Below are 24,539 nucleotides of genomic sequence, written 5' to 3'. Positions count from 1 at the left end.
TCGCGCCCGCGCCTTCGAAGACAACTTCGGCAAGGCGTGGCGATTCGGGCGTTGGCGTCAAAACGCCGGCAAGGGCCCCCCCAGCGTCACGCGCACCGCCGGCGGCTCGGCCGGCTTGAAGTGGCGATCCATGACGCCGACTGCGCATACGGCGTCAGGCGCGATGCGATTGACGCAGAGGCCATAGAGCGGGTCGCTCGGCAGCAGCGAGCCGTAACCGTATGTTATCTGGTCCGACCGCGAGTTGAAGATATTGAAGGCGTCGACCTGCAGACGCCAGCCGTCCGCCCAGCGGTAGCCGAGTCGCACGTTCAGCGTCCCGATGGCGGGGGATTTCAGATAGCCGTCCTCGGTCAGCGGCCGCATGCCGACATAACGATATTTCAGCGCTCCGAACCACCCCGTCGCCGCGCCCAGCTCCAGAGCGCCCGTCGCAACGATCGATGGCGCGTTGATAAGGTAATTGCCGGGAGCGTTGCCGAGAAAGGTTCCGTAGGGAAGCGTCTCCGCCGTGATGAGATCGAGCCAGGCCAGGGTCTGAGGCTGGTCGACGCCGCGATAGCGCGCATTCACCAGCGCGACGTCGCCGTCGAAGGTTATCCAGGAGTTCGGCCTATAGTGATTGGTGATCTCGAGGCCATAGCGCCGGCTCGGCCGACCGAAGGTGGTCGTGCCGGCGTCGCCCACGAACTGGTCTTCCGATTCGAGATTGAGCCAGAACAGGCTGAGACTCGAATCGAGCCCCTCGATGAATTTCGTGCGCGCGCCGATCTCTGCGCCTCGAGATTTGACGAGCAATGGGATAGCCGCAACAGGCGCGAAGCCATCGGCGTCGGAGAGTTCGGATGTGGCGAATCTCTGCACCGCGCCGCGCGCGTCCGTCGAGTGCATGCCCTCGCCATAGTTCAGGAAAAGCTCCGTCTTGTAGAAGGGGCCGAGAATGATCGACGCCTTGGGACTCATGATCGCCGCGTCTTTCGAGCCGCTGTTGAACGGTCCCGTCCACAGAAAGGCGGGATATCCTGTGCTGGCGAGGAATTTCGGCGCGTCCCACAGCGTCTGGATCGAGTTCACGTCGGCGGTAAAGAAATCGAAGCGCGCGCCGGCGACCGTGCGCAGCCACGGCAGCCACTTTACGGTCGTGTCGGTCCATAAGCCGACGCTCCCCTCGCCCGCATAATCGTTACGGATCGCGTCATATGATTGCCGGCGCAGGCCTTCCTGCAGGCCGAGGCGGATGTCGTCGTAACGACCCTGCAGACCCAGGCGCGTCACTACCGGCAGGCCGAAGGAATCCCATTTGATATCGTGCCGAGCGTTGACGCCGATCATGGTTCGGCGATCGAACTGCCGGAACTGGTCGCCAAGATCAGGATGCGCCAGGAAGTAGGTGAAATTGTTGTACAACTCGAGCGTCGAGCGCACCACATAGGCTTCGATGCGCGAAGCGTGGGCGCCTTCGGTCCGGCTCCAGCGGCCGGAGAGGCTGAAGCGGGTCGTGTCGCCGCCGTCGGTCGGGTCCATCGTTCCCCAAAGCGACTTCAGACCCGAATCTACGACGCGGGCGGGGATCTGGTCCGTCGAAAACCATTTGTTGGCGTAGGCCATGGCGGTAAGCGACATGCCGTCCGACTGCGCGCCGCGCGTCCACCGCAAGACACTGTTGATGCGTCGCAAATTGTCGCCGCGTTCCCAGGGGCCGTTGTAATATTGCGCCTCCGCCGCGCCGAGCACGGTCCCCTCGTGGACATCGCGCCAGGATTTGACGCCAAGCGCGCGGCCATAGGCGAAACTTCCGCCGGTAAGCTGGAAATAGTCGCGATCTACCTTGTCGAGATATTGCAGATAGACCGAGCCGGCGGAAGAGAAATCACCGTCCTCCGCGTCGTAAGGCCCCTTTCGGACGAGCATGCCCTGCAGCAATTCGGGAATGATGAAATTGGCGTCCGCGTAGCCTTGCGCATGGCCATGGGTGCGCATGTTCAAGGGCATGCCGTCGAGATAGAGCGCGAGATCCGTGCCATGGTCGAGATTGAATCCGCGAAGGAAATATTGATTCGCCTTGCCGTCGCCGCTGTGCTGACTGACGACGAGGCCGGGAACGATTTCGAGCGCGTCGGCCGGACGCGCGATGGGAACGGCGTTGATTTCCGCTCCTGTAAAATATTTCTCGCTCGCGGCCGTTATGGGCGGCCTTGGAACGCTCTCCGTCGAACGCGCGGCAACCGGCGCCGGCGTCCGCGTCGGGGAAACGGTCGCGACGGGATGGGGCGCCGGCGCGTGTGCTGCCGGCGACGGGACCCGGCGCGTCGTATGGCCGCCCACCTCGATGGTTGGCAGCGCCTGTTGAGCGAGCGCCGCGCCGGCATAAGAGGCAAACACCAGCGCCGCAGCGCTGCGGACAGTGGGACGAGAAAGGTAAGCGACAGACGATAATGGAGGAATATGCGCAGAAATGCGCAAACGACAGCCGGACATGGTGGCGCTCGCAACAGACGTGGACCGTCACTGCGAGAGGTCGCTCCCCATCCTCCGCCGTTGCGGCGGACAACAGGTTTCGGCCGCATCGGTGCACCCCGCCCGACGCTTTCGCGCGTGACCACGAATGATGGCAGGTCTCCTGGCTCGTGGGTCGTCGCCTCGAGACCGCCTTCCCGGAACGCCATGTCCCAGTGGCTTTTTTGGTCTACGGCTCACCACTTACAGTTGCGGGGGCAGCCGCGGCATTGCGCACTCGAGCGCGCTCACCGCGTTCCCTTTTGATCCCTTTCGGGAACCATCGCCACGAGTAAACATTTGACAGGGCTGGCGAGTCAAGTCGATTGAAAACAAGAATAGAGTCGCCCCGATCCGTCAGCCGAGGCTTTTCTTGTCGCCCTGCTTCCCGTCGATGGTTTTCAGCCGCATCCTGGCGCGCTGCGCCGCCTTGCTTTTATCCGCGTCCGACATACGCATCCAGTTCGCGATCTCGTCGAGATCGCGACCGCAGCCTGTGCAAACGCCCTTGTCATTCAGCTTGCAAACCTTCACGCATGGGCTATCGACCATTTGATTTCCCGTTCCACTCGCCTAACCGTAAAGACGGGCCGGAGGATTCGGCCGGCGTCCCCAATATTATCAATGGGCCGCCTAGTAAACGTTTGCTTAGAATCAGTTGCGTCTATAGAAGCTAGGCTGAAGCGCGGAAAACGCTGTTACGCCCACGATCATTTACGGCCATGCTCTGCGGCCTGAAGGAGTCAACCGACGATGGAGTTCAAACCCGATACGAAAAACGCGGTTTTTGTCGGTGAAGGGGTGCATATCAACGGCGAAATCAATGCAAGCGGCATTGTGATGATTCAGGGCACGTTGACGGGGGAGGTCAATTGCGGCCTGTTGCTTGTCGGCGAAACCGGTGTTGTCGACGGCGTCGTCTCGGCGACTGAAGCGGATATTTCCGGAAGCATCCGCAGCGAAATCACCATCAAGCAGTTGCTGACCGTCCGCGAGACCGGCCGTGTCGAAGGTAATTGGAATTACGGCGAGATTGAAATCGAAAAAGGCGGCCTGCTCAAAGGTAGGGCTGAGTCGACAGGCTTCCGCAGTGAGCGTCCCGCTGTATCTCACGAGCAGCCGACCAGGCTGCCCCGTCCGAAAAAATAGCCAGTCAGCTATTCAACCTGAGGAGACTCATCGTGGCTAAGGCAAAAGTCAGCAAACCCGCCCCGGCGAAAAAGAAGAGCAAACCCGAACCGGCCACTGTTCGTCCGTTCAAGGAAACCCTGACCAAATCGGCGCTTATCAATCTGATCGCCGAGCAGAACGAACTTCCGCGCAAGACGGCCGTCGGCGTCTACGCGACGCTCGAAAGCGTGTTTCTCGGCTCCGTGCACCCCAGGGGCGTGGGCGAATTCACCCTGCCCGGCCTGTTGAAGGTCACCCTCCGCAAAGTGCCTGCGCGCAAGGCGGGAACGCTCGTCCGCAACCCCGCCACCGGCGAGATGGTGAAGGGCGCCGCGAAGCCGGCCAGCGTGCGCGTGAAAATCCGCGCTCTGTCGAAATTGAAGAACGCGGCTACGCCCTGATCCGGCTTGCCGCCAGTCGAAAACTGCCGGGAACGGCGGCGAAAGCTCTCGTGACGCCGCCGTTCATCCAATCCGGGAAATGAGAGGGGCCTGAGCCGTGCGTCCGCCCTCTCCTCCTCGCGGTTTGGCGCGTTGAAGCCACAGTCGTAACGTATTCTTCGAGTCCCGTGTCTTTGACGCTTCGCTCGTTGGGTTCGACCAAAATTTTGAAAACCTGTCCGAGGCAGAGCGTCGATAGCGGCGGCAAGGCGATATTGATCGCGGCCGGCCTCAGCGACCGCAAGGCGTTCGGATCGCGAGATGGGGAAACGCCATTCTCCGCAGGTCGGCGGCGTGTGCTGCAGGCCCACCTGTTCGGCCTTCGTCAAAGGCGCAAAGGCTTGAAAATTGAGCCAATCGTTTGAGTTGATCAATGACGACGCGCGGATGATCGACTGTGGTTCATGATCTGTGAATTGAGTATAATTTTTTTGTCTGAATGGACTTGCGTCAACGACTCGGCGGCGATCTCTGTCGTATTTTTTCCGGCGATGGCCCGATCAATCGATGACGAGTTACATCTTCTGGGGCGTCGCCGAACGACTGGCCTGACCTGCGCTTACCGAGCTCCGGCGGCGCGAGCATTCGAGCGCAGACGCCGTTAAACGCCGACGCCATGATGAATGCTTGCCAGGCTCGCGGCGGCGCCGATAAACTTCTCAAAAGGAGGCAAACGTCGATGAAGCAAATTCCACAAAAAGGCGCGGTGCTGGCCATTGCTGCGGTTTCGCTTGCGTTGTCGGGCGCGGTTGCGCCGGTCAAGGCGACGCCCGGCAAAGTTCATTGCCTCGGCGCCAACAGTTGCAAGGGCAAGACCGACTGCCATACGCCCAAGAACGCCTGCAAGGGCATGAATGCGTGCAAGGGTCAGGGCTGGGTGTTCACGGAATCGGAAAAGGCCTGCGAGGACGCCGGCGGCAAGGTCCTCGACTGATCGTCCGGCGCCTTCACATGATCGAGGCCAACGTCCGTGAGGGCGCTGGCCTTTTTCGCAATCGGGAAACTCAAAGCCCGCCAGCGCATCGAGCCCGCCGCCTCGCGTCAACGCGGAACGAAGGCGATCACGCGCGTCGGCGCGCCCGAGCCGTGCGCGATCTTCATGGGAGCAGCTACAATGACGGCGCCCGTCGCGGGAAGCTGATCGAGATTGGTCAAATTCTCCAATCCGGCGACATTGGCGGCGCCGACGATCCGATGCACCAGAAACTCGCGTGACGGTCCGTTGTCCACGCTGGCCGTGTCCACGCCGATGACGCGGACGCGCCTTTCGTTTACGAGAAAAGTCGCGGCCTCGGGTCCAAAGGACGGAAAATGAAGGTTGGACGCGTCGCCTGGCGTGTCGTCGCCCATATAGGCTTTCCGATCCGGCCAGCGCGAACTCCAGCCCGTGCGAAGCAGGAAAATCGCCTGGTCGGGAATACGACCATGGGCCTTCTCCCAGTCGGCGATGTCGGCCGGCGTGAGCGTATAGTCGGAATTGTTTGCGGCCTTCCCGGAAACGTCGATCACGACGGCGGGCCCGACGAGGCGCTCGACCGGAATATCCGAATTCGCCCATCGCCCCTCGGCAAAATGCATCGGCGCGTCGAGATGCGTGCCGCCATGCTCGGGCGAGCAGAAAGTGTTCGAGTAATAGAAGAACCCGCCTTTCGTCAGCCCCTTGTGCTGCTGCTTCAGTTCGAAGCCCGATTTCTCCGTCGGCCAGTAGATCGTGTCCGCATCATAGGCGTGACTGAGATCCACGATTTTCGTGGCGGCGAGGTCGATCGTCTGAGCTTGAGCTGAGCAAATGAGTCCCGATGAAAGGGCTCCCAGAGCAATCGCTCCCGCAAACAGGATTCGCGACATTCCACCATCTCCATTGAAACGAAAACCCGCGCATCAATCGCCGGCGCCGGCAATCGGGTCCGGCCCGCGAAAAGAGCTTCCCTGAACTTTGCCGACGTTGCAACGAACGGGGGCGCTCGATGAACATCTTTCTGAAACCCGACGATTCAGGATTGATTCATGTAAACTCGGACAACTCTTGATTCACGATCTTGTTTAAGCCGCAATTCAGACGCGGTCGCTAAATTCCTCTCCATCGACAAGCGAGAAAAATAACCAAGAAACTCAGGGATCAAGATGATGCTTCGCGCCGAAACCAAAACCGCCGACCGCGCCGCTTCAATCATGCCGGCCTACACGAACACGGTCCTGCTGCTGGAGCGCCTGCATCGCCGCCTGCTGGAAGTGATCAAGGACGCGCTGGATCGCGCCAAGGTCGAGGACGTCAATGCAGTTCAGGCCCTGATGCTCTACAACATCGGCGACCAGGAACTGACCGCCTCCGAACTGCGCGCACGCAATTATTACACGGGCTCCAACTCGTCCTATAATGTCAAGAAGCTCGTCGAAGGCGGCTTCATGCGATACTCCAAGTCCCGCATCGACCGCCGCTGCGTGCGCCTGAGCCTCGGCGAGCGCGGCAAGGAAATCCATGCGCTCGTCGCGCAGGCCTATCAGAAGCACGCGCAGACGATCGAGCAGCTGGGCGGCATTGAGGCTGACGATTTCTCGGCCCTCAATCGCTCGATGTCGCGCCTCGATCGCTTCTGGGAAGACCAGATCCAGTATCGGCTTTGAATGACTGCAGCGCAGCTTTATCGCTCACGCGGCCGCCGATCGATCCGGCGGCCGCTGGCGTTTCAGGCGTATGCCGAAGGCGCTCACGCCTTTGGCGCAAAGATCGCCGCCACGAAAATCACTGCGCTGCGGCGACCGCCGAACTGATGATTCCGTCGACCTTCCAGTCGAAGCCGAAGCGAAAGACGTTCGTTCCGAAGGTTCCGGTCGAAAAGCTGCCCGCGAGCGGTGGCATAGGCAGCGGCGCCACACCATAAGCCGGCCCCGAAACGCCGCTGAAACTCACGTAGAGATATTCGGCCCTCATCGAGAGATTTTTCGTCAGCGCATACATCGCGCCGCCGCCGAGCGCCCAGCCCGCCTTGTTCTGCGACGCCGAGCCGCCGAACACGCCGCCGGAAATCTGGGAGCCGTGCGCGTTCACTTCGCCATAGGCGACGCCGCCGGTCACGTAGCTGAGCGCGTTACCGGAAGCGTAGCCGGCGCGAAGCCGCGTTGTTCCGAACCAGGATACGTCGTTTGGCGTGTTCGTGTAGACGAAGCCCAGCGGTCCGCCGATCGTCGCCGCCTGATGCTGGGCCTTCACGTCGCTCCACTGGGCGTCGGTCTCGACGCCGACGACGATGTTTTTCGTCAATTGGTAATTATATCCGCCCTGGGCGCCGCCGACGTAACCAGCCGTCCGGTTGGACGCCGTCGTCGTCTCCGCAAGCCCCGGCGCGCCCGGCTGGACGAAGGTGGTCGAGCCCGTCACGACGCCGCCGCCGTAGCCGCCGTTGATGCCGACATAGAAGCCGGTCCAGTCATAGGACGGCTCGGAAAAGATCGTTGCAAGCAGACTGCCATCGGCGAGATTCGAGAAATCGCCGACCCCGCCGAACTTGTAGTTCAGGCCGCTCCTGACGATGTGTACGTCCACGGAGTTAGTTCGGAACGATCCCGCCATCGGCGTCACGGGCGGCGCCCCGACGCCGGTCGCGCCGCCGCCGACGCCCGGAAGGTAGAGATAGAGATACTCAGCCTTGGCGGAAAGATTGCTGTTCAGCGCAAACTCGATGCCGCCGCCCATCGCCCAGCCGACACGGGTGTTGGTCCGGGAGCCCGTCGTCGCCAGTCCCGACCCCAGGAACTGCACCCCGCTCGACTGCACTTGCCCATAGGCCACGCCGCCGGTCACGTAAGGCAGCAGGCGCCCGACTGAATAGCCCGCGCGGGCGCGCGTCGAGCCGAACCAGTCGATCCCGCTGTGTATGTCGGCGTTGGTGATAAGGGCCGGATTCGTCGCGAAGGTCGTCGCCTGATGCGACGACCTCATGTCGCTCCATTGGAAATCACTTTCCAAGCCCAGCACGAAATGATTGGCGAAGGAATAGGTGTAGCCGAACTGACCGCCGGCGATGAAGCCGCTCGCCCGATTCGTCGTCGTGGTCGCGGTGCTGAGACCGGGTACAGCCGAAACAAAACCGACGTCCGAGTCCAGCACGCCGCCGCCGAAGCCTCGGTTAAAGCCGATGTAGAAGCTCGTCCACAACGGCCGCGGCGGCGCGGCGGGCGGCGCATCCTCCTCGGAGGGCGCTTCCGCTGCGAATGCCGGGAAGGACAGAGCCGTAAAAACAACAATCGGGGCAAGCTTGCGCAACCGTACGCTCCTCGATGGACCACCCTGCTAATCTAGCAGGCGATACAGTAGCCCAACATTGATTTCTTGAGAAATTTTCCCACCGTGGCTTTAGGATCACACCCCCGGATTCTTCGGCGTTTTCCCGCTTAAATCATCGGAAAGCGGCGAAATGAGCGGTTGTCGCACATCCGCTCGGTCAGATAATTGCGGGCGCGACCAAAAAGCCAACCCGGATAACGCCATGGCCACAGTTTCATTGCTCACCGATGAACAGCTTTCACCGGAGGCGCGCGCGGTTTTCGACGACATCCGCGCCACCCGCAACAGTGAGTTCGTAAACAATTTCTGGCGCGCGCTCGCGCATGATCCGGCGACGCTCAGGCGGACATGGCAGAGCATAAAGGCCGTGATGGGGCCCGGGGCCCTCGACCCCAAGACGAAGGAGATGCTCTACATCGCCGTATCCGTCGCCCAGGGATGCCCCTATTGCATCCACTCTCACACCGCGAGCGCGCGCGCCAAAGGCATGACGGATGCGGAATACCATGAACTGCTGGCCGTCATCGGCATGGCCGCTGAAACCAATCGCCTCGTGACGGCGCTGGGCGTGCCGATCGACGAAGCGTATGAGGTTCGCTGACCGTGCGGCGAGGCGCGCGATGATAAAATACGGCCTATTTTCATCGCGACGCAAATTACAATATCCAGATCGAAACGGCGGGCCGGCGCGGGTTTAGCGCGCCGTCGAAATGATTAGCGCCTTAGTTGACAAAGGCGATGACGGCGATCGTTGAAGGACAGGGATTTCCTTTTTCAGGGCGTCCGACTTGGAAGGATGGCAAAATAACTATAAAAGCAACTCAGGCAAACATTCGCATTGTTTGCAAACATAGTGAAATTACAGGAATAATCGAATGATGGAATTCACGCCGGATACGAAGAACGCGGTCTTCCTCGGCGAAGGCGTTCAAATCACCGGAGAGATTCACGCAACCGGCGTCGTCATGATTCAAGGTGAACTGAACGGCGAAGTAAATTGCGGTCTGCTGATCGTCGGCGAGTCCGGCGTCATCGATGGCGTGATTTCTGCGACGGACGCCGAGATATCCGGCAGCATTCGCAGCGACGTGACCATCAAGCAGTTGCTGAGCGTGCGCTCGACCGGCCGCGTCGAAGGGAACTGGAATTACGGCGAAATCGAAATTGAAAAGGGCGGCGTGCTGAAAGGAGTCGCCGAATCGACCGCGTTTCGCAGCGAGCGCGCCATCCCCCCGTCGGAAGGACCGCTGAAACTTACGCGCTCCAGAAAGTAGAGGCCGATGAACGGAGCGCACGCGCTCCTCGACCGCGTGTCGCCGGGATCGATTCCCCGGCGCCTGAAGCAGATTGGTTGACTTTGACAGCCGCGGGCGACATTGACCGCTGGCAATCTCTCAGTCAGGCAATCGCGATGCGCTCCAAAATCTTCATCGACGGCGACGCCGGCACGACCGGTCTGGAAATCCGCGAGCGACTTGCGGGCCGCGCCGACATCGAACTCGTGGCGATCCCGGCCGAAAAGCGCAAGGACGCCGCCGCCAAGCGTGACATTCTCGGCGCCGTCGACATCGCGATCCTTTGCCTCCCCGACGACGCCGCGAAGGAAACCGTCGCGCTCTGCGACGCTCTGGGAGAGAAGGCCCCGCGTCTACTCGACGCCTCGACCGCGCATCGGGTCGCGCCGGGATGGGTCTATGGCTTTCCTGAACTCTGCGCCGGTCAGTCTGACGCCATTTCTTCAGCCCCGCGCGTCGCCAATGTCGGCTGCTACGCGACCGGGTCCATCGCCCTGCTGCGCCCGCTGATCGACGCTGACCTGATCCAGCCAGACCAGACGCTCACCATCAACGCCGTCTCCGGCTATTCGGGCGGCGGGCGGCAGATGATCGAAGCCTATGAGAAGGGCGAGGCCCCAGCCTTCGAGCTTTACGGACTCGGGCTCGAGCACAAGCATATTCCGGAGATAATGGCCTATTCCAGGCTGACGGCCCGTCCCCTTTTTGCGCCGTCAGTGAGCAACTTCCGGCAAGGGATGCTCGTGTCGATCCCGCTCGCGCTCGACGCCTTGCCGGGCAGGCCCAAGGCCGCCGACTTCGAAGCGGCTTACGCCCGTCATTACGAGGGCGCGCCGCATGTTCGCGTCGTGAAGGCGCCGGCGAACGGACGGCTGGACGCACTGGCGCTCAACGGCACGGACGACATGGAGCTTTTCGTCTTCGCCAATGAGACGCGCCGTCACGCCATCCTCGTCGCGCGGCTCGACAACCTTGGCAAGGGCGCGTCCGGCGCCGCCGTTCAGAATCTGGACCTTATGATCGGCGCCGGGAAATAGGCGGCGGCTTTTGCCGCCCTACTCCGCATAGGCCGTAACGCCCGCCGGAAGCTTCGCCGCCACATCCTCGTAGCGGCTGGTGCGCTTGCCCATCATCGACTCGAAAGCCTCATGGACCTCGCTCACCGAACGGTCCTTCAGCTTGCCGCCCTGCTGTTCATAGAAGATCGGCTTGTTGGCGCGCGCCGGCTTGGGCAGCAGCGCCGCCGCGGAGGTGTTGGGCGCTTCCTCCACCGTTTTCATGAACCGCTCGGCGTCCTCCGGACCGAGGAAGTGAATGAGATAGGTCTCGCCGGCGGTCAGCGCACGGCCGATTTTTTCGGCGATCTTGGCGCTGTCTTTTTTCAGCATTTCCGCCGCAAGCGCGGCTGACAGAAACGGATCGTTGCGAAGATTGAGAATCTGCGCGCGCTTCTGCGGGGCGACGCTTACGGCCTTGTCCTGCGCGGCGATGGCCTTCGCGTCTTCTTCGTGACCATAGCGGCCGCCGAAATTCTTCAACGCCTGTAGCCAGGTCTTCTCGACGAACTGGAAAAGTCCGCTGGCGGAGGAAGTCTTGGCCTTGGCCGTCGAAGAGAAGCTCGACTCCTTGTCGGCGATGGCCATCAGCAGCGCCGGGTCCATCTCCGTCTTGTTCGCCGCCTGCACGACGCGCTCGACAATGGATTGATGCACCTTCACCGGACCGAAGCGCAGCACGCCCTGAGCGTCGGCGACATCCTGATCCTTGCCGAGGCGATGCGACCAGGTGAGGGCCGCCTGTTCGAGCGAGAAATCGGAATCGAGCGCGGTGTCGTCTACGTTGGCCGCGAGCGTCATGAAGGGCGCGGTGGCGGCCCGCGCGCGGGTCAGCCGGGACAATCTGTCGGGCCGCGCCGTGTCTTCGCGCTGGACGGAAAGAGAGAGTGCGGCGATCGCCGAAAGTAGCGCTCCGACACACAGGGCGCGCACAAGGATCGGGAAGGAACGGTCTGTGCGGATCGCCGACCAGCCCTCCCTGATACGCATCGAGAGACTACGGGACGAACGCGTCCCGCCCGCTGCAGATGATCCGGCCGCTCGTGTCGATAGCGTCAAATCCGTCATGCGATGCCAAAACTCCCTGTCTCCGCAAAGGCGGCATAAACAGGAGGTTAAACGCAGGGGACGGCGAAAGAGCGGCGCGATGTGTCACGCCGCGGCCACATTCCCGCGCGCCGCCATTCGAGGCGAACGCCCGGAAAACGGGCAGAAGGGCTGGCTTGACTGCGCCGCCCTGCAAGGACCGCCTTATTTGCGCCACGAAACCCGATTGGCGGCTCAACGCGATCGAATCCAATCCCTTAGAGGGAAATCTTCGACAGCAGGCCCTGCAACAGATGATATTCCGGACCGGCGACCGGCGTCGTGCGCGACAGGAAATCGATCGGCTTGCCGTCCTCCATGCCATAATCGGCGACGCGCGTGACTTTCTTGTTCTTGTCGAAATAGACCGCGAGAACATGCTGGTCGGTGATCTTCTGCGGCATGAAGGCGAGCGACCGCTCGATGCGCTGGCTGACGTAATACCACGCTTCGCCGCCGACGGTTGAGGTCGTCGAGGGAGTGCCGAGCGCCGTGAGCACTTGCGGCGCCGTCATGCCGGGCTTCACCTGCATGACTTTGCGCTGGTCGATCACTGCGCCACGGTTGATGACGCCCTCGTAGCCGAGGCAACCGGACAACGCCAGCGCGACGCCGCAAGCGGCCGCGAGCCGCACAACCGCCCGGCCGGACGCGCCTTGGGAAAAATTGCGCAACGCCAGCGCCGTCATGTAATTCTCCGCCAAACCTCGCCGCGCCCGCGACAGCGCCGCGGCGATCATGCAATCCATGAGCAGTGCGTAACCTTCGATCGACGCGAAAGCAAGCCGCTCGTCTCTTCTTGCGAGGGGACGCTGGCGTCTGTGCGCCCGCGCACATATCTTCCCGCTAACGAAGCAAGCGGGGCGCATGGGGAAAGACATTATTATGAGACACGAGTCCCACGACAGTCATGCGGCGCACTCGCGCCCGTTGTCTCTGGCCGAGGTTCCCCCGGAGGGCCTCGACATCCAGCTCGTCGCGACGGAAGCCGAACGCGCGGCGCTCGCCGAACTCAACGGCCTGCCCGCCATCCTCTCACTGGAAGCGACCTTGCGTGCAAAACGCTGGCGCGGCGACGGCCTCGACATCGAGGGCGAAGTCCGCGCCCGCATCCGCCAGACCTGCGTGGTGACGCTCGATGAGTTCGAGTCGGACGTCGCCGAGCCATTGCACCTGCGCTTCGCGCCGCCGCAGGACGCCCCGCGCAGCCGGCCCCACCACGACTCGTCCGGCGAGGAGCACGCTCATGACGCGCTGGGCGAAGACCCGCCGGATCCGCTGATCGGCGGCGCGGCGGACCTCGGGGCGGTCGTTTCCGAATTCCTGACGCTGGCGCTGGACCCCTACCCGCGCAAACCCGGCGTCGAATTCGTCGAGCCCGCCCCTTCGACGCCGGACGAGAACGTTTCCCCCTTCGCCAAGTTGCGGGCGGCTGTCGGGAACAAGACGCCAGCCGACGGAAACTGAACCAGTTCAGCCTCTGATTCGCGCGAGATTAGGCACTTGCGCGGCCGCCCGCCAAATGGCAAGTCACGCGCGGTTGAACGCGGAGCCTGTGTTGGAAGCGTCGGCGAGCCGGAATCGATCGTCGCGGAGAGCTGTGCTCGCCCGCGGAGAATCAGTGGCCGAAGACGGCGCGACAGAATGTGGCGCGGCTTCGCAATCAGTCGGGAGATGACCGGTCACATGCCGCAGAATGTTCGGATCGCGCTCGACGCGATGGGCGGAGATTTCGGCCCGTCAGTGACGATCGCGGGCGCCGCGATCGCGCTCGAAAGACGCCCCGACAGCCGATTCCTGCTCATCGGCGACGAAACGGCGATCCGCGCCGAGCTGTCCAATCACCCTCGCCTCGCCGAACGCTCCGAGGTGCGCCATTCCGCGGTTGCGATCCGCATGGACGACAAGCCGAGCCAGGCCCTGCGCTACGGCCGCCGCGTCTCCTCGATGTGGATGGCCATCGAGGCGGTCAAGAAAGGCGAGGCGGACGTAGCGGTTTCAGCCGGAAACACCGGCGCGCTGATGGCGATGTCGAAAATCTGCCTGCGCACCATGGCGCGCATCGACCGGCCGGCGCTGGCGTGCCTGTGGCCGACCCTGCGCGGCCAGTCCGTCGTGCTCGACGTCGGCGCCTCCATGGGCGCCAACGCCAGCCATCTCGTCGATCTGGCGATCATGGGTTCGGCGATGGCGCGCATCATTCTCGGACGGGCGCGCCCGACTGTGGGCCTGCTCAATGTCGGCACCGAGGAGATCAAGGGCGTCGAGGAGGTCAAGGCCGCCGCCGCTATTCTGCGCGAATCCAATTTGCCCGGTCTCGAATACGCCGGCTTCGTCGAAGGCGACGGCATCGGCATGGGCGCGGTCGACGTCGTGGTGACGGAAGGCTTCACCGGGAACATCACACTGAAGACCGCCGAAGGCACGGCGAAACAGATCGCCGCCTATCTGCGCCAGGCGATGGGCGGGTCGCTCCTCGCAAAGCTCGGCTATCTTCTGGCGCGTGGCGCTTTTCAGGAGCTGAAGTCCCGGATGGACACGCGCTCCATCAACGGAGGCGTGTTCCTCGGCCTCGAGGGCGTCGTCATCAAGAGCCATGGCGGAACCGACTCCGTCGGCTTCGCCCGCGCTGTCGAGATCGGTTACGAAATGGCGCGCAGCGACCTCTTGAACCAGATCCGCGACACCGTCGCGCTGGCGCACCAGTTCGAGGGCGAACGCGCCGCCAATACTTCAAACCCGCCTCAGGAAGCCGCCCAGTGACGACAGTAAACTCCCAATTCCGCTCTGTCGTCCTCGGCGTGGGCTCCTATCTCCCCGAAAAGACTCTCACCAATGACGAGCTCGCGAAGCTCGTCGACACCAGCGACGAGTGGATCGTCCAGCGGACCGGCATCAAGGAGCGCCATATCGCCGCGAAGGGCGAAACGACCTCCATGCTCGGCGAAAAGGCCGCGCGCGCGGCGCTCGCCAACGCCGGCCTCCAGCCCGACGACATCGATCTGATCATCGTCGGCACCTCGACGCCGGACTGGACCTTCCCCTCGACCGCAACGCAAATTCAGGCTGCGCTCGGCATTACACATGGGGTGGCCTTCGACCTGCAGGCTGTGTGTTCCGGTTTCGTCTTCGCCGTCGCGACGGCGGACAAGTTCCTGCGCTCCGGCTCTCACAAGCGCGCCCTCGTCGTCGGCGCGGAGACGTTTTCACGCATCATCGACTGGGAAGACCGCACGACCTGCGTGCTGTTCGGCGACGGCGCGGGCGCGATGGTGCTCGAGGCGCGGGCGTCGACGGGGAGCCTTGACGAACGCGGCGTGCTGACGACGCATCTGCGCTCGGACGGACGTCATCGCGCCAAACTCCATGTCGACGGCGGGCCTTCCGCCACCCAGACCGTCGGTCACCTGCGCATGGAGGGCAAGGAAGTCTTCAAATTCGCGGTGGGCAAGGTGACCGACGTCGTCGCGGACGCCTTCGCGGCGACGGGAATCACCCCAGAGCAGCTCGACTGGTTCGTGCCGCATCAGGCGAATCGCAGGATCATCGACATGTCGGCGCAAAAGCTGGGAATTGCGCCGGAAAAAGTGATCGCGACCGTGCATTTACACGGTAACACGTCGGCTGCAAGCGTGCCGCTCGCCCTCTCCGTGGCGGCGGCGGATGGCCGCATCAAGCAGGGCGACCTCGTAATGCTCGAAGCGGTCGGCGGCGGCTTTACATGGGGCTCTGCTTTGATCCGCTGGTAAGTGGGTGAAAGAAAACGCAATTTTATTTGTAAACAGATATAGCGGATACATTTTGTCAAGCAGACATACAACCTGCGCTTGATTTCCGATTACATTTCTGGAAAAATTTGACAATCAGCGAGTTCAAGCTTTGCCTTGAGCATTCGCGGCGGAGAAATTACACGCGGCGTAAGCCTTCCATCCATAGCTTTCGCCGTTTTTGGCCAGACGAACGGTCAAGAGATCAATAGACTTCTTCGGAAGCTTTTTTCAGTCCAAAAGAATATACAAGGTAGAAGATGCGCCAGGGGGAACACGAAACGAAGCCGAATGGCTGGACAATCGAAGGGAACGGCAGTCCGGGCAGAACCGTTACACGGGCGGATCTTGCCGACGCAATCCACAAGAGGCTGGGATTGCCTCGCGCCGACTCCGCCAACTATGTAGAAATGGTCCTCGAGGAAATATTCGACAGAATTGTTTCGCGTGAGGACGTGAAGCTTTCTTCTTTCGGCGCCTTTCTGGTGCGATCGAAAAAGGAGCGGCTGGGGCGCAATCCCAAGACGGGCGCCGGCGCCAAAATCACCGCGCGGCTGGTCGTGACATTCAAGCCGTCCAACATTCTGCGCTCGAGGATCAACGGCGGGCGGAGCGTCGCCAACGGCCACGACGACGAAGAAGAATAGTTGAAGCGTATGAGCGCGACGGAATCGTGCTGACGCCACCTGAGCAACAGTCGGGAAGCGCTTGACAAAACAGCGCGCGACATGCGCCAACCGCCCATGGCCAAATCGCGCTCAGTCTTCATATGCCAGAATTGCGGCGCCGTCGCCTCGCGCTGGCAGGGCCGCTGCGAGTCATGCGGCGAGTGGAACACCATCGTCGAGGAAAGCGACGGCGGACCGACCGCCGTACGTGTAACGCGTGGACGCGCCTTCGAACTCGAGGGCCTCGCCGGCGACGATCGCCCCGCCGCGCGCATCGTCACCGGAGTGGATGAATTCGACCGGGTCACCGGCGGCGGTTTCGTTCCCGGTTCCGTGTTGCTGCTCGGCGGCGAGCCGGGCATCGGCAAGTCCACGCTGCTGATCCAGGCCTGCGCGGCGCTGGCGCGGCGCGGCGCGCGCGTCATCTATATTTCCGGAGAAGAGGCCGTGGCGCAGGTGCGGCTGCGCGCATCGCGGCTCAATCTCGCCGATGCGCCGGTTGAACTGGCCTCGGCGACCCAGGTCGAGGACATTCTCGCCACCTGCGCGACCGGCAAGCGCGCGACGCTCATCGTCATCGATTCGATCCAGACCATGCACACCGAGCTGGCTCCCTCGGCGCCCGGAACGGTGACTCAAGTCCGCGCGAGCGCGCAGGCGCTGCTGCGCCACGCGAAGACCAGCGGCTCGACCATCATTCTCGTCGGCCATGTCACCAAGGACGGCCAGGTGGCCGGTCCGCGCGTCGTCGAGCACATGGTCGACGCCGTTCTCTCCTTCGAGGGCGACGCCGCGCATCACTTCCGCATGCTGCGGGCGTCGAAGAACAGGTTCGGCGCCACTGGCGAGATCGGCGTCTTCGAGATGACCGGCCTCGGCCTCGCGGAGGTCGCCAATCCATCCGCCCTCTTCCTCGCCGGCCGCGACGCCTCCGCGCCGGGGGCGGCCGTCTTCGCCGGCATGGAGGGGCAACGGCCGATGCTCGTCGAGATCCAGGCGCTGGTCGCGCCGACCTCGCTTGGCACGCCGCGCCGCGCTGTGGTTGGCTTCGACCAGAATCGCTTGTCGATGATCCTCGCGGTGCTGGAGGCGCATGGCGGCCTGAAACTCGGCATGCACGACGTCTATCTCAATGTCGCGGGCGGATTGCGCGCCGACGAACCGGCCGCCGACCTCGCCGCCGCCGCCGCGCTGGTCTCGTCGCTGACCGGCGCCGTGCTGCCGCCGGATCAGGCTTTCTTCGGCGAGATCGGCCTCTCCGGCGCCATCCGTCCGGTGATTCACGCCGGCATGCGGCTGCGGGAAGCGGCCAAACTCGGTTTTCATCAGGCCGTGCTCGCGCAGGCGCAGCAGATCAACGACGACGACCGTCGGGCGGGATTGTCGCTGCGACCCTGCGCCGACGTGGGTCAGCTCGTGGCGACGATCGCGCAGAGCGCCCCCCGCACACGCGCGCGAGCATGAGCGTCGGCGGGGCGGCGCCCAAAAAATTGCGCTTTCCCGTTTCCGAACAGCGCGAAGTTGCGCTAGAAGCGGAGCATCGCGACAATCGTGGCGTTGAAGCCGCCCGGTTTCAGGCCCTGCAAATCCGGCCCATGGCGGGATCATTCCCGCAATACGTGACTTGCGGAAGTTGACAGGGCTTTCGTAGAGGATCATGCGATTGGCGCCGGCGTCGCCGCCGAGCGCGCAGCGCTTGGAGCTTCTTGGGCGTGCCCGGGCAATCGTGGTTTTCCTGGGCGTCAGGGCGGAGAGAAGAGGACAGCGATGCCGTCATATCTTGATCTGGCAGTGATTATCATCGTTCTGGTGTCTGGCATGCTGGCCCTGCTGCGCGGCTTCACCCGCGAGGTTCTGGCGATCCTCTCCTGGGTCGTCGCGGCGGCGGCGGCCTATTATTTGCACCCGATGGCGATGCCTTACATCAAACCCTATATTTCCAAGGACGAAATTGCGCTGGCTGCGGCCGTGGCCTCGGTGTTCTTCGTCGCGCTGATTCTGGTGTCGATCGTGACCGTCAAGCTGTCGGACCTGATCCTGGACTCGAAGATCGGCGCGTTGGACCGAACCCTCGGCTTCGTCTTCGGCGCGGCGCGCGGCGTGCTGCTCGCAATCGTCGCCTTCGCCTTCTACGGCTGGCTGGTTCCCGAGGCCAATCAGCCGGAATGGGTGCGCAACGCGCGCGCCAAGCCGATCCTGCAGGCGGGTGGCGACAAGCTGCGCGAAATGCTGCCGGACGACGTCGACAGCATCGTCGCCAAGATAAAGGCGAAGAAGGGCTCGTCCACGACGATAGAGGCGCCGCCCGCGGAGGGGGAGCCGGAGAAGTCGCCCGAAGCCGCGCCCGGCGAAGAGAAGAAGACCGAGCCATAAGCGACGGCCCGGCAAGAGAGTGATGCAGGCCGCCCCGGCGACCGTCGGGCTGCAGGATCGAGCGTTTGGTTATGTCGCGCGGAGCGCGGTTCGACAGGGCGATGCGTTGGGAAAAGGAGACGGCGAGATGACGGAGTCACCGGCGGAATACGAACGCTCCCTTCCCAGCGAGATCGAGACGACGGACGATCTCGACGGCGATCGCCTTCGTGAATATTGCGGCGTCTTCGGCGTATTCGATTTCCCCGACGCCGCCGCGATCACCGCGCTTGGCCTGCATGCGCTACAGCATCGCGGTCAGGAGGCGGCGGGCATCGTCACTTTCGACAACGGCCGATTCCACGGCGAACGCCGTCTCGGACTCGTCGGCGACCACTTCTCGAAAGAGAGCACGATCAAGCGCCTGCCCGGCGTCGCGGCGATCGGGCACGTCCGCTACGCGACAACGGGCGAGACAATGCTGCGAAACGTGCAGCCGCTATTCGCCGAATTGAACACGGGCGGATTCGCCGTCGCCCACAATGGCAATCTCACCAACGCCCAGACGCTGCGGCGCGAACTGATCCAGGAAGGGGCAATCTTCCAGTCGACATCCGACACGGAAGTGATCCTCCATCTCGTTGCGCGCAGCCGCAAGACTCAGCTTGTTGACCGCTTCATCGAGGCGCTGCGCTCCATCGAGGGCGCCTATTCACTGGTGGCGCTCACCAACAAGAAGCTCATCGGCGCACGCGATCCGCTCGGCATCCGCCCGCTGGTCATCGGGGAACTCGACGGCAAATATATCCTCGCCTCCGAGACCTGCGCGCTCGACATCATCGGCGCGCGCTTCGTCCGCGACGTGAAGAACGGCGAGATCGTCGTCATCTCCGAGAACGGCCTCGAGAGTCTCGAGCCCTTCCCGCCGCAACCGATGCGGCCCTGCATCTTCGAATATATCTACTTCGCCCGCCCCGATTCCGTCGTGCACGGCCGGCCGGTCTATGAGGTGCGCAAGGCGATGGGCCGCGAGCTTGCGCGCGAGCGGCGCATCTTCGCCGATGTCGTCGTGCCCGTGCCGGACTCCGGCGTGCCGGCGGCGCTGGGCTATTCGCAGCAATCGGGCATTCCCTTCGAGCTCGGCATCATCCGAAACCATTATGTCGGCCGCACCTTCATCCAGCCGACGCAGTCGGTGCGCGAAGTCGGCGTGCGCATGAAGCACAGCGCCAACCGCTGCGTGGTGGAGGGCAAGCGCGTCATTCTCATCGACGACTCCATCGTGCGCGGAACGACCTCGGTGAAGATCGTGCAGATGATGCGCGACGCGGGCGCGACCGAGGTGCACTTCCTCATCTCCTCGCCGCCGATCACCAATCCCGACTATTACGGCATCGATACGCCGCAGAAGGAAAAGCTTCTCGCCGCGACGCATTCGATCGAGGAAATGCGTGAATACATCGGCTGCGACTCGCTCTCGTTCCTGTCGGTCGACGGAATCTACCGCGCCATGGGCGAAGAGCGGCGTGATCCCATCCGTCCGCAATTTACCGACCATTGTTTCACGGGCGACTATCCGACGGCGCTGACCGACCTCGCCGGCGAGAACCGCGCGCAACTGTCGCTGCTGGCCGAGGCGAGTTGAGCGGAGGCTCGCAGCCATCCGCGTGGTATGAGAAGCCATGACCGCGACCGCCGCCAAAGGTATGAGCGCCGTCGAATTTCTTGCCTGGGCGGAAACCCGGGAGAGAGGGCGCTATGAGCTGTCTCGCGGCGAAATCTTCGCGATGGCGCCGGAGCGCGCGGCTCATGTGACGGCCAAGGCCAAAATCTGGCGCGCCCTGTCGGGAGCCATCGCCAAGGCCGACTTGCCCAGCGAGGCGTTCGTCGACGGCCTCGGCGTGGCGATCGACGACCAGACTGTCTACGAACCCGACGCGCTGGTGAACTGCGGCGAGGCGGTCGCACCGGACTCGCTTCTGGCCCCGTCTCCATCCGTCATTGTGGAAGTGATCTCCCCCTCGTCACGCAATATCGACACGGACACTAAACTTGGCGACTATTTCCGTGTCGCGAGCGTAATCCACTATCTCGTTGTCGATCTCGGACGCCGCCTTGTCCTTCACTATCAACGGCAGGGCGAGCAGATCGTCGTCGCCTTCGTGAAGGACGGCGCGATAATGCTCGATCCGCCCGGCCTCGCAATCGAGACAGCCGAAATTTTCTCATAACGGACAGCAGCTTGACCCCCTCCCCCCGTATCGCCCTCGTCACCGGCGCCTCGCGCGGCGTTGGCCGCGCCCTTGCGCTCGAACTCGCCGGCGCCGGCGCTCATGTCGTCGCGCTCGCCCGCACGCAGGGCGCGCTGGAAGAACTCGACGATGAGATTCGCGCGCTTGGCGGCGAGGCGACGCTCGTTCCCTGCGACCTCGCCGATTTCGACGCGCTGGACCGTCTCGGACGGGCGCTGTTCGAACGCTGGGGCAAGCTCGACGTCTTTGTCGGCAATGCGGGCGTGCTCGGGCCGCTGTCGCCGCTCGCCCATGTCGATGTAAAGGACTGGACGCGCGTCATGGCGGTCAACGTCACCGCCAACTGGCGCCTGATCCGCTCGCTCGACCTGCTGTTGCGCGCCTCGGGCAATGGCCGCGTCGCCTTCATCACATCGGCCGCGGCGCATCGCGCTGCGATGAAGCCTTTTTGGGGTCCCTATGCGATCTCGAAGGCGGCGCTGGAGGCGATGGCCCGCACCTACGCCGTCGAGGCGGCGGGCGACGGCGTCACCGTCATGCTCGCCAATCCCGGTCCGCTGCGCACGCGCATGCGCGCCCAGGCGATGCCGGGCGAAGACCCCATGACGCTGAAAACGCCCGAGGAATTCGCAAGAAAATGCCTCGCGCTGCTGACGCCGGAATGGCGCGAGAGCGCGAGGCTGTATGATTTTCCCACCGACCGGCTGCTCGATTTTCAAGCGCCGTCGTGAGAACGCGCGGGCCGAAACCCGCGCCCGCCATCATCAATGATGATGGTGATGATGGTGATGATGATGGTGGTGACGGTGCGGCGCGGGCGGGGGCGGCGGCGGCACATAGGTGAGCGTCAGGCTCTCGACGCCCGCCGTCCAGCCGAGGCCGGCGCCGGCCTGCACGTTGAAGGGCTGCAGCGAGAAGGTGTTGTCGGAGCCGCCGACGAGCATTGCTCCGCCGCCGCCGACGCCAACCTTGGCGGAAACGCCCGGGCCAACATAATTGCCGGCCAGCGCTCCGGGGCCGATATGACCGGTCGCCGCGACAACGCCCCAGGCCAGTTCGCCCTGACCATTGATCGTGATGTTGGGGCCGACCTTGGTCAGCGTGCCGGTGTAATGCGCCGGTTCGGCGCCTTCGGCGTCGTCACGGTAGATACAATCCATCTGCTGATTTTCGATCAGGACGCTGAGGCCGCTGCCGAGAAGACGGCAGGTCAGCGAGCCGATGCGGTCCCCGGCGAAGGCGGCGCCCGGCGCGAGCAGCGCCAGAATGCAGGCGCCGCCGAGGGCCTGGGCCAAAGTGAAGCGTTTCGACATATATCTCTCCTCCTCTTACAACTCACCGGGGCGTTCTCGCCCCGAAATCGCGGTCGCGGTCGCGGTCTGTCGGACTGCTACGCTCGGGGCGCAATATAGAACAACCGGCGAAAACGCTACAGCGTCTAAGAACAAGGCGGCCCAATGCGTTGTGCGACGCCGCACAGCTTGCGCTTGATTCTGCCTCGGGCGCATCATGCATGCTCAATAAGCCCTTGCAAACGGCCTCTTGGCGAACGAATTCTGAGGTTAACCCTGACGCGCGAAGGCGGCGATGTGTCGCAAGGACGCGGCGATGGAGGCATTTGTCATGGCGACCCAACTGCCCGTCCTTTTCGAACCCGGACTTTCCGGTTCGGATCACGAGGCGCTGCGCGCCGCGGTGGCGGCCCTGGAGCGGCAGAGTTTTGTCGCGCGCCTCGCGGGCCTTGCAGGCGGGAAGATGGGCGTCGTCGGCCTCGCGCTGTCTCCAAAGCTGCAGGAAGCAGCCTCCCTTGCGGCGCAAAAGGCCCTGACCGCCGCCCTGAGCGTGGCCCTGACAAGCCTGGAGGACGCGCGGCCGGGCAATTCTACGCGCTTCCACCTCCGGCTCGCGGCCCTGACCGGGGGCGTCGGCGGCGCCGTCGGGCTCGCCGCCCTGCCGATCGAACTGCCCCTGTCCACGACCATCATGCTTCGCTCCATCGCCGACATCGCCCGCCATGAGGGCGAAAACCTGCGTGAGCCGGCGACCGCCCTCGCCTGCCTCGAGGTCTTTGCGCTCGGCGCCCATGCGGCGGAGGGAAATCTTCTCGAGGGCGGCTATCTCGCCGTCCGATCGATTCTGGCGAAATCCGTCAGCGACGCCGCGCGTTTTGTCACCGTGCGCGGCGTGGCGCAGGAAAGCGCGCCGGCGATGGTTCGGCTGGTCGCCCAGATCGCCGGCCGCTTCGGCGTGGTGGTTTCGCAGAAGGCGGCCGCGCAGGCCGCGCCATTGATCGGGGCCTTGAGCGGCGCGGCGATCAATGTCGCCTTCACCGACCATTTCCAGACCCTCGCGCGGGGCCATTTCACGATGCGGCGGCTGGAGCGCGTTTATAATCCGGTCATGGTGCGCGCCGAATATGCGCGGATCGCGCGCGAGGAAGGCTATTGGGAAGATCCCTCCCAGGCGGCGTGATCTACTGTGAGCGGCGCACGGCCGCGCGCAAATCGCCAACCTGTTTCATCGTGGCGATGTTGGATTCATTCTCCTCCAGCACGATGAGATCGGCGCCGCGGAGGTTTTCATCGAGCGCGTCGGGGTCCGCCGACTGGCGCTCACCGTTGGCGGGATCGCCCGGCGCGCGGCGAAAATGGCCGAGCTCCACGCCATTGTCCTCGGTGCGCATGTAAAACCAGTAGTCGATTTGCGGCGGGCACGGCGACTGGGTCCCGGCGGCGAGAATTTCATGCACGAAACTGCCGCCCATCGCCAGCAGGCGCGGCGCGCGGGGGCAGTTCCCCGACGCGCCGGCGCGCGCGACGATTGTCGTGGGATAGGACACGTCCGGCCAGAGCAGGTTCATCAATTCGATGAGATCGCGATCCGTGCCGACCGCTTCGGGCGCGATCGCCCATTCGAACTCGAAATCGCCGATTGAGGATGGCGCGACGCGCGTCATTTCCCGCAAGGCGAGTGCGGCGCCGAGACTGTTCCAATGCGTGCCGCCGCGTGGAAACAGCGGGACGGAATATTCGGCGCGCTTCTGCGCGATCAGACCGGCGCCGTCGACGAAATGCACGCGTCTTTCATCGAGCGCAGCGCGATAGGGCGCGAGCTTGTCGGGCATGGCGGCCGCGCGCGACGCACATGGCGCGCTACGCGGCAGGTCCTCCGGGTAACGGGCCGCCTTCGACGGCGAGATCAGATAGACGAATCTCTTCCCGGCGGCTTCCGCCGCGTCCTGAATTTCGCGGATCGTCGTCGCCCATTGCGTGACGCGCGCGAGGTCCGGCGCGCCGCCCCGCGCGCAGAATTCGTCGATGTAGAACTGCTCGTAAAGTTGCCCGTTGCGTCCCACCACCACGCCCGGCGCCCCGGAACTTCCAAACAACGTGTAGACGAGCTGATTTTTCGCACGCACTGAAATCGGAAAAACCGGCAAAGCCCGGCCGAGATTCGCCGAGACGGCCTTCTGCGTCTCCCCTGCAAGAAAGGCGTCGAGCGTCCAGGGCGCCGGCTTTGGCTTCGCAACGCCAAAGAGCGGATGCGCGCTGCGGATGCGCAGCTTGGGCCAGTCGCGCTCGACGGCGAAATTCCAGATGTTCGCAAGAAACAGAAAGGCGATGAAGCCTGCGCAGGCGAAGATGGGAAGGCGGGAGAGGAACAGGCGCGTCAT

General features: G+C 63.5%; 25 protein-coding genes and 1 riboswitch. Of the genes, 17 read left to right on the top strand and 8 right to left on the bottom strand.

The window, feature by feature from the left end:
- Nucleotides 1-57: 57 nt before the first annotated feature.
- Together MET49242_RS04400 and MET49242_RS04395 are read right to left on the bottom strand one after the other, a co-directional pair.
- On the bottom strand, nucleotides 58-2,382 hold the full coding sequence (locus MET49242_RS04400) for a TonB-dependent receptor (protein WP_244430695.1): 2,325 nt from the start codon (nucleotides 2,380-2,382) through the stop codon (nucleotides 58-60).
- 210 nt (nucleotides 2,383-2,592) lie between these two features.
- Nucleotides 2,593-2,796: riboswitch (cobalamin riboswitch) on the bottom strand.
- A 57-nt stretch (nucleotides 2,797-2,853) separates the two neighbouring features.
- Nucleotides 2,854-3,048: a DUF1289 domain-containing protein gene (locus MET49242_RS04395; protein ID WP_036280965.1), complete on the bottom strand. Its 195-nt coding sequence runs from the start codon at nucleotides 3,046-3,048 to the stop codon at nucleotides 2,854-2,856.
- Nucleotides 3,049-3,249: 201 nt separating this feature from the next.
- Here MET49242_RS04395 and MET49242_RS04390 point away from each other — a divergent pair, with 201 nt between their 5' ends.
- The 3 genes from MET49242_RS04390 (at nucleotide 3,250) to MET49242_RS04375 (ending at nucleotide 5,040) form a co-directional block, all read left to right on the top strand.
- Nucleotides 3,250-3,645, top strand: a complete 396-nt coding sequence (locus MET49242_RS04390) for a polymer-forming cytoskeletal protein (protein ID WP_051133991.1) — start codon at nucleotides 3,250-3,252, stop codon at nucleotides 3,643-3,645.
- Between the two features lie 32 nt (nucleotides 3,646-3,677).
- On the top strand, nucleotides 3,678-4,067 hold the full coding sequence (locus tag MET49242_RS04385; protein WP_036280963.1) for an HU family DNA-binding protein: 390 nt from the start codon (nucleotides 3,678-3,680) through the stop codon (nucleotides 4,065-4,067).
- Between the two features lie 718 nt (nucleotides 4,068-4,785).
- Nucleotides 4,786-5,040, top strand: a complete 255-nt coding sequence (locus MET49242_RS04375) for a hypothetical protein (protein ID WP_036286891.1) — start codon at nucleotides 4,786-4,788, stop codon at nucleotides 5,038-5,040.
- A 107-nt stretch (nucleotides 5,041-5,147) separates the two neighbouring features.
- On the opposite strand, the gene MET49242_RS04370 is transcribed toward MET49242_RS04375, so the two are convergent.
- Nucleotides 5,148-5,954, bottom strand: a complete 807-nt coding sequence (locus MET49242_RS04370) for a cyclase family protein (RefSeq protein ID WP_051133990.1) — start codon at nucleotides 5,952-5,954, stop codon at nucleotides 5,148-5,150.
- A gap of 279 nt (nucleotides 5,955-6,233) precedes the next feature.
- On the opposite strand from MET49242_RS04370, the gene MET49242_RS04365 reads away from it, so the two are divergent.
- A complete protein-coding gene (locus MET49242_RS04365; RefSeq protein ID WP_371212519.1) occupies nucleotides 6,234-6,731 on the top strand; it encodes a winged helix DNA-binding protein in 498 nt (165 codons plus the stop codon).
- Nucleotides 6,732-6,849: 118 nt separating this feature from the next.
- Here MET49242_RS04365 and MET49242_RS04360 read toward each other — a convergent pair whose 3' ends face one another.
- Nucleotides 6,850-8,370 (bottom strand): outer membrane protein, encoded by a 1,521-nt coding sequence (locus MET49242_RS04360; RefSeq protein WP_036280957.1) that lies wholly within the window; start codon nucleotides 8,368-8,370, stop codon nucleotides 6,850-6,852.
- A gap of 223 nt (nucleotides 8,371-8,593) precedes the next feature.
- Between MET49242_RS04360 and MET49242_RS04355 the strand changes: the two genes are divergently transcribed.
- The 3 genes from MET49242_RS04355 (at nucleotide 8,594) to argC (ending at nucleotide 10,723) form a co-directional block, all read left to right on the top strand.
- Nucleotides 8,594-8,992, top strand: coding sequence for a carboxymuconolactone decarboxylase family protein (locus MET49242_RS04355; protein WP_036280955.1), 399 nt, complete (start codon nucleotides 8,594-8,596; stop codon nucleotides 8,990-8,992).
- Between the two features lie 274 nt (nucleotides 8,993-9,266).
- Entirely contained in the window at nucleotides 9,267-9,665 is a 399-nt protein-coding gene (locus tag MET49242_RS04350) for a polymer-forming cytoskeletal protein (RefSeq protein WP_051133989.1), read from the top strand.
- Between the two features lie 137 nt (nucleotides 9,666-9,802).
- Entirely contained in the window at nucleotides 9,803-10,723 is a 921-nt protein-coding gene (gene argC / locus MET49242_RS04345) for an N-acetyl-gamma-glutamyl-phosphate reductase (RefSeq protein WP_036286885.1), read from the top strand.
- Between the two features lie 18 nt (nucleotides 10,724-10,741).
- On the opposite strand, the gene MET49242_RS04340 is transcribed toward argC, so the two are convergent.
- Both MET49242_RS04340 and MET49242_RS04335 read right to left on the bottom strand, forming a co-directional pair.
- A complete protein-coding gene (locus MET49242_RS04340; protein WP_244430693.1) occupies nucleotides 10,742-11,731 on the bottom strand; it encodes a transglycosylase SLT domain-containing protein in 990 nt (329 codons plus the stop codon).
- Nucleotides 11,732-12,045: 314 nt separating this feature from the next.
- Nucleotides 12,046-12,576, bottom strand: coding sequence for an outer membrane protein assembly factor BamE (locus tag MET49242_RS04335; protein WP_227968263.1), 531 nt, complete (start codon nucleotides 12,574-12,576; stop codon nucleotides 12,046-12,048).
- A gap of 136 nt (nucleotides 12,577-12,712) precedes the next feature.
- On the opposite strand from MET49242_RS04335, the gene MET49242_RS04330 reads away from it, so the two are divergent.
- The 9 genes from MET49242_RS04330 (at nucleotide 12,713) to MET49242_RS04290 (ending at nucleotide 21,597) form a co-directional block, all read left to right on the top strand.
- Nucleotides 12,713-13,294, top strand: a complete 582-nt coding sequence (locus MET49242_RS04330) for a DUF177 domain-containing protein (RefSeq protein WP_051134450.1) — start codon at nucleotides 12,713-12,715, stop codon at nucleotides 13,292-13,294.
- A 219-nt stretch (nucleotides 13,295-13,513) separates the two neighbouring features.
- The gene (plsX, locus tag MET49242_RS04325; protein WP_036286878.1) at nucleotides 13,514-14,590 is read left to right on the top strand and encodes a phosphate acyltransferase PlsX; all 1,077 of its coding nucleotides are present in this window, start codon (nucleotides 13,514-13,516) and stop codon (nucleotides 14,588-14,590) included.
- Nucleotides 14,587-15,576 carry a beta-ketoacyl-ACP synthase III gene (locus MET49242_RS04320; protein ID WP_036280951.1) on the top strand — a complete coding sequence of 330 codons (990 nt, stop codon included), beginning with the start codon at nucleotides 14,587-14,589 and terminating at the stop codon, nucleotides 15,574-15,576. Before plsX ends, MET49242_RS04320 begins: the two co-directional genes overlap by 4 nt.
- 278 nt (nucleotides 15,577-15,854) lie before the next feature.
- Nucleotides 15,855-16,241 carry an integration host factor subunit alpha gene (locus MET49242_RS04315; protein WP_036280949.1) on the top strand — a complete coding sequence of 129 codons (387 nt, stop codon included), beginning with the start codon at nucleotides 15,855-15,857 and terminating at the stop codon, nucleotides 16,239-16,241.
- A gap of 96 nt (nucleotides 16,242-16,337) precedes the next feature.
- On the top strand, nucleotides 16,338-17,726 hold the full coding sequence (radA, locus tag MET49242_RS04310; RefSeq protein ID WP_036280947.1) for a DNA repair protein RadA: 1,389 nt from the start codon (nucleotides 16,338-16,340) through the stop codon (nucleotides 17,724-17,726).
- A gap of 303 nt (nucleotides 17,727-18,029) precedes the next feature.
- Nucleotides 18,030-18,635 carry a CvpA family protein gene (locus MET49242_RS04305; protein WP_036280945.1) on the top strand — a complete coding sequence of 202 codons (606 nt, stop codon included), beginning with the start codon at nucleotides 18,030-18,032 and terminating at the stop codon, nucleotides 18,633-18,635.
- 127 nt (nucleotides 18,636-18,762) lie between these two features.
- Nucleotides 18,763-20,259: an amidophosphoribosyltransferase gene (purF, locus tag MET49242_RS04300; RefSeq protein WP_036286876.1), complete on the top strand. Its 1,497-nt coding sequence runs from the start codon at nucleotides 18,763-18,765 to the stop codon at nucleotides 20,257-20,259.
- Nucleotides 20,260-20,296: 37 nt separating this feature from the next.
- Nucleotides 20,297-20,845 (top strand): Uma2 family endonuclease, encoded by a 549-nt coding sequence (locus MET49242_RS04295; protein ID WP_036280943.1) that lies wholly within the window; start codon nucleotides 20,297-20,299, stop codon nucleotides 20,843-20,845.
- 11 nt (nucleotides 20,846-20,856) lie between these two features.
- Nucleotides 20,857-21,597, top strand: a complete 741-nt coding sequence (locus MET49242_RS04290) for an SDR family NAD(P)-dependent oxidoreductase (protein WP_036280941.1) — start codon at nucleotides 20,857-20,859, stop codon at nucleotides 21,595-21,597.
- Between the two features lie 33 nt (nucleotides 21,598-21,630).
- Here the strand turns inward: MET49242_RS04290 and MET49242_RS04285 are convergent, their stop codons facing one another.
- Nucleotides 21,631-22,179, bottom strand: a complete 549-nt coding sequence (locus MET49242_RS04285) for a DUF992 domain-containing protein (protein ID WP_036280939.1) — start codon at nucleotides 22,177-22,179, stop codon at nucleotides 21,631-21,633.
- 310 nt (nucleotides 22,180-22,489) lie between these two features.
- Here MET49242_RS04285 and MET49242_RS04280 point away from each other — a divergent pair, with 310 nt between their 5' ends.
- Nucleotides 22,490-23,338, top strand: a complete 849-nt coding sequence (locus tag MET49242_RS04280) for an EcsC family protein (protein WP_036286874.1) — start codon at nucleotides 22,490-22,492, stop codon at nucleotides 23,336-23,338.
- A gap of 1 nt (nucleotide 23,339) precedes the next feature.
- Here MET49242_RS04280 and MET49242_RS04275 read toward each other — a convergent pair whose 3' ends face one another.
- Nucleotides 23,340-24,539, bottom strand: coding sequence for an alginate O-acetyltransferase (locus tag MET49242_RS04275; RefSeq protein WP_036280937.1), 1,200 nt, complete (start codon nucleotides 24,537-24,539; stop codon nucleotides 23,340-23,342).

It is taken from the genome of Methylocystis sp. ATCC 49242, from assembly GCF_000188155.2.
Taxonomy (GTDB): Bacteria; Pseudomonadota; Alphaproteobacteria; order Rhizobiales; family Beijerinckiaceae; genus Methylocystis.
The sequence above is the reverse complement of the archived record's forward strand: the minus strand, read 5'-3'. Positions and strand labels throughout refer to the sequence as shown.

Coding starts and splice junctions, on each gene's coding strand:
- MET49242_RS04340 (WP_244430693.1), bottom strand. CDS start 11,731: ATGCGTATCAGGGAGGGCTGGTCGGCGATCCGCACAGACCGTTCCTTC.
- MET49242_RS04365 (WP_371212519.1), top strand. CDS start 6,234: ATGCTTCGCGCCGAAACCAAAACCGCCGACCGCGCCGCTTCAATCATG.
- MET49242_RS04315 (WP_036280949.1), top strand. CDS start 15,855: ATGCGCCAGGGGGAACACGAAACGAAGCCGAATGGCTGGACAATCGAA.
- MET49242_RS04280 (WP_036286874.1), top strand. CDS start 22,490: ATGGCGACCCAACTGCCCGTCCTTTTCGAACCCGGACTTTCCGGTTCG.
- MET49242_RS04350 (WP_051133989.1), top strand. CDS start 9,267: ATGATGGAATTCACGCCGGATACGAAGAACGCGGTCTTCCTCGGCGAA.
- MET49242_RS04295 (WP_036280943.1), top strand. CDS start 20,297: ATGACCGCGACCGCCGCCAAAGGTATGAGCGCCGTCGAATTTCTTGCC.
- MET49242_RS04370 (WP_051133990.1), bottom strand. CDS start 5,954: ATGTCGCGAATCCTGTTTGCGGGAGCGATTGCTCTGGGAGCCCTTTCA.
- purF (WP_036286876.1), top strand. CDS start 18,763: ATGACGGAGTCACCGGCGGAATACGAACGCTCCCTTCCCAGCGAGATC.
- MET49242_RS04355 (WP_036280955.1), top strand. CDS start 8,594: ATGGCCACAGTTTCATTGCTCACCGATGAACAGCTTTCACCGGAGGCG.
- MET49242_RS04390 (WP_051133991.1), top strand. CDS start 3,250: ATGGAGTTCAAACCCGATACGAAAAACGCGGTTTTTGTCGGTGAAGGG.
- argC (WP_036286885.1), top strand. CDS start 9,803: ATGCGCTCCAAAATCTTCATCGACGGCGACGCCGGCACGACCGGTCTG.
- MET49242_RS04335 (WP_227968263.1), bottom strand. CDS start 12,576: ATGGATTGCATGATCGCCGCGGCGCTGTCGCGGGCGCGGCGAGGTTTG.
- MET49242_RS04330 (WP_051134450.1), top strand. CDS start 12,713: ATGAGACACGAGTCCCACGACAGTCATGCGGCGCACTCGCGCCCGTTG.
- MET49242_RS04395 (WP_036280965.1), bottom strand. CDS start 3,048: ATGGTCGATAGCCCATGCGTGAAGGTTTGCAAGCTGAATGACAAGGGC.
- MET49242_RS04375 (WP_036286891.1), top strand. CDS start 4,786: ATGAAGCAAATTCCACAAAAAGGCGCGGTGCTGGCCATTGCTGCGGTT.
- plsX (WP_036286878.1), top strand. CDS start 13,514: ATGCCGCAGAATGTTCGGATCGCGCTCGACGCGATGGGCGGAGATTTC.
- radA (WP_036280947.1), top strand. CDS start 16,338: ATGGCCAAATCGCGCTCAGTCTTCATATGCCAGAATTGCGGCGCCGTC.
- MET49242_RS04275 (WP_036280937.1), bottom strand. CDS start 24,539: ATGACGCGCCTGTTCCTCTCCCGCCTTCCCATCTTCGCCTGCGCAGGC.
- MET49242_RS04285 (WP_036280939.1), bottom strand. CDS start 22,179: ATGTCGAAACGCTTCACTTTGGCCCAGGCCCTCGGCGGCGCCTGCATT.
- MET49242_RS04305 (WP_036280945.1), top strand. CDS start 18,030: ATGCCGTCATATCTTGATCTGGCAGTGATTATCATCGTTCTGGTGTCT.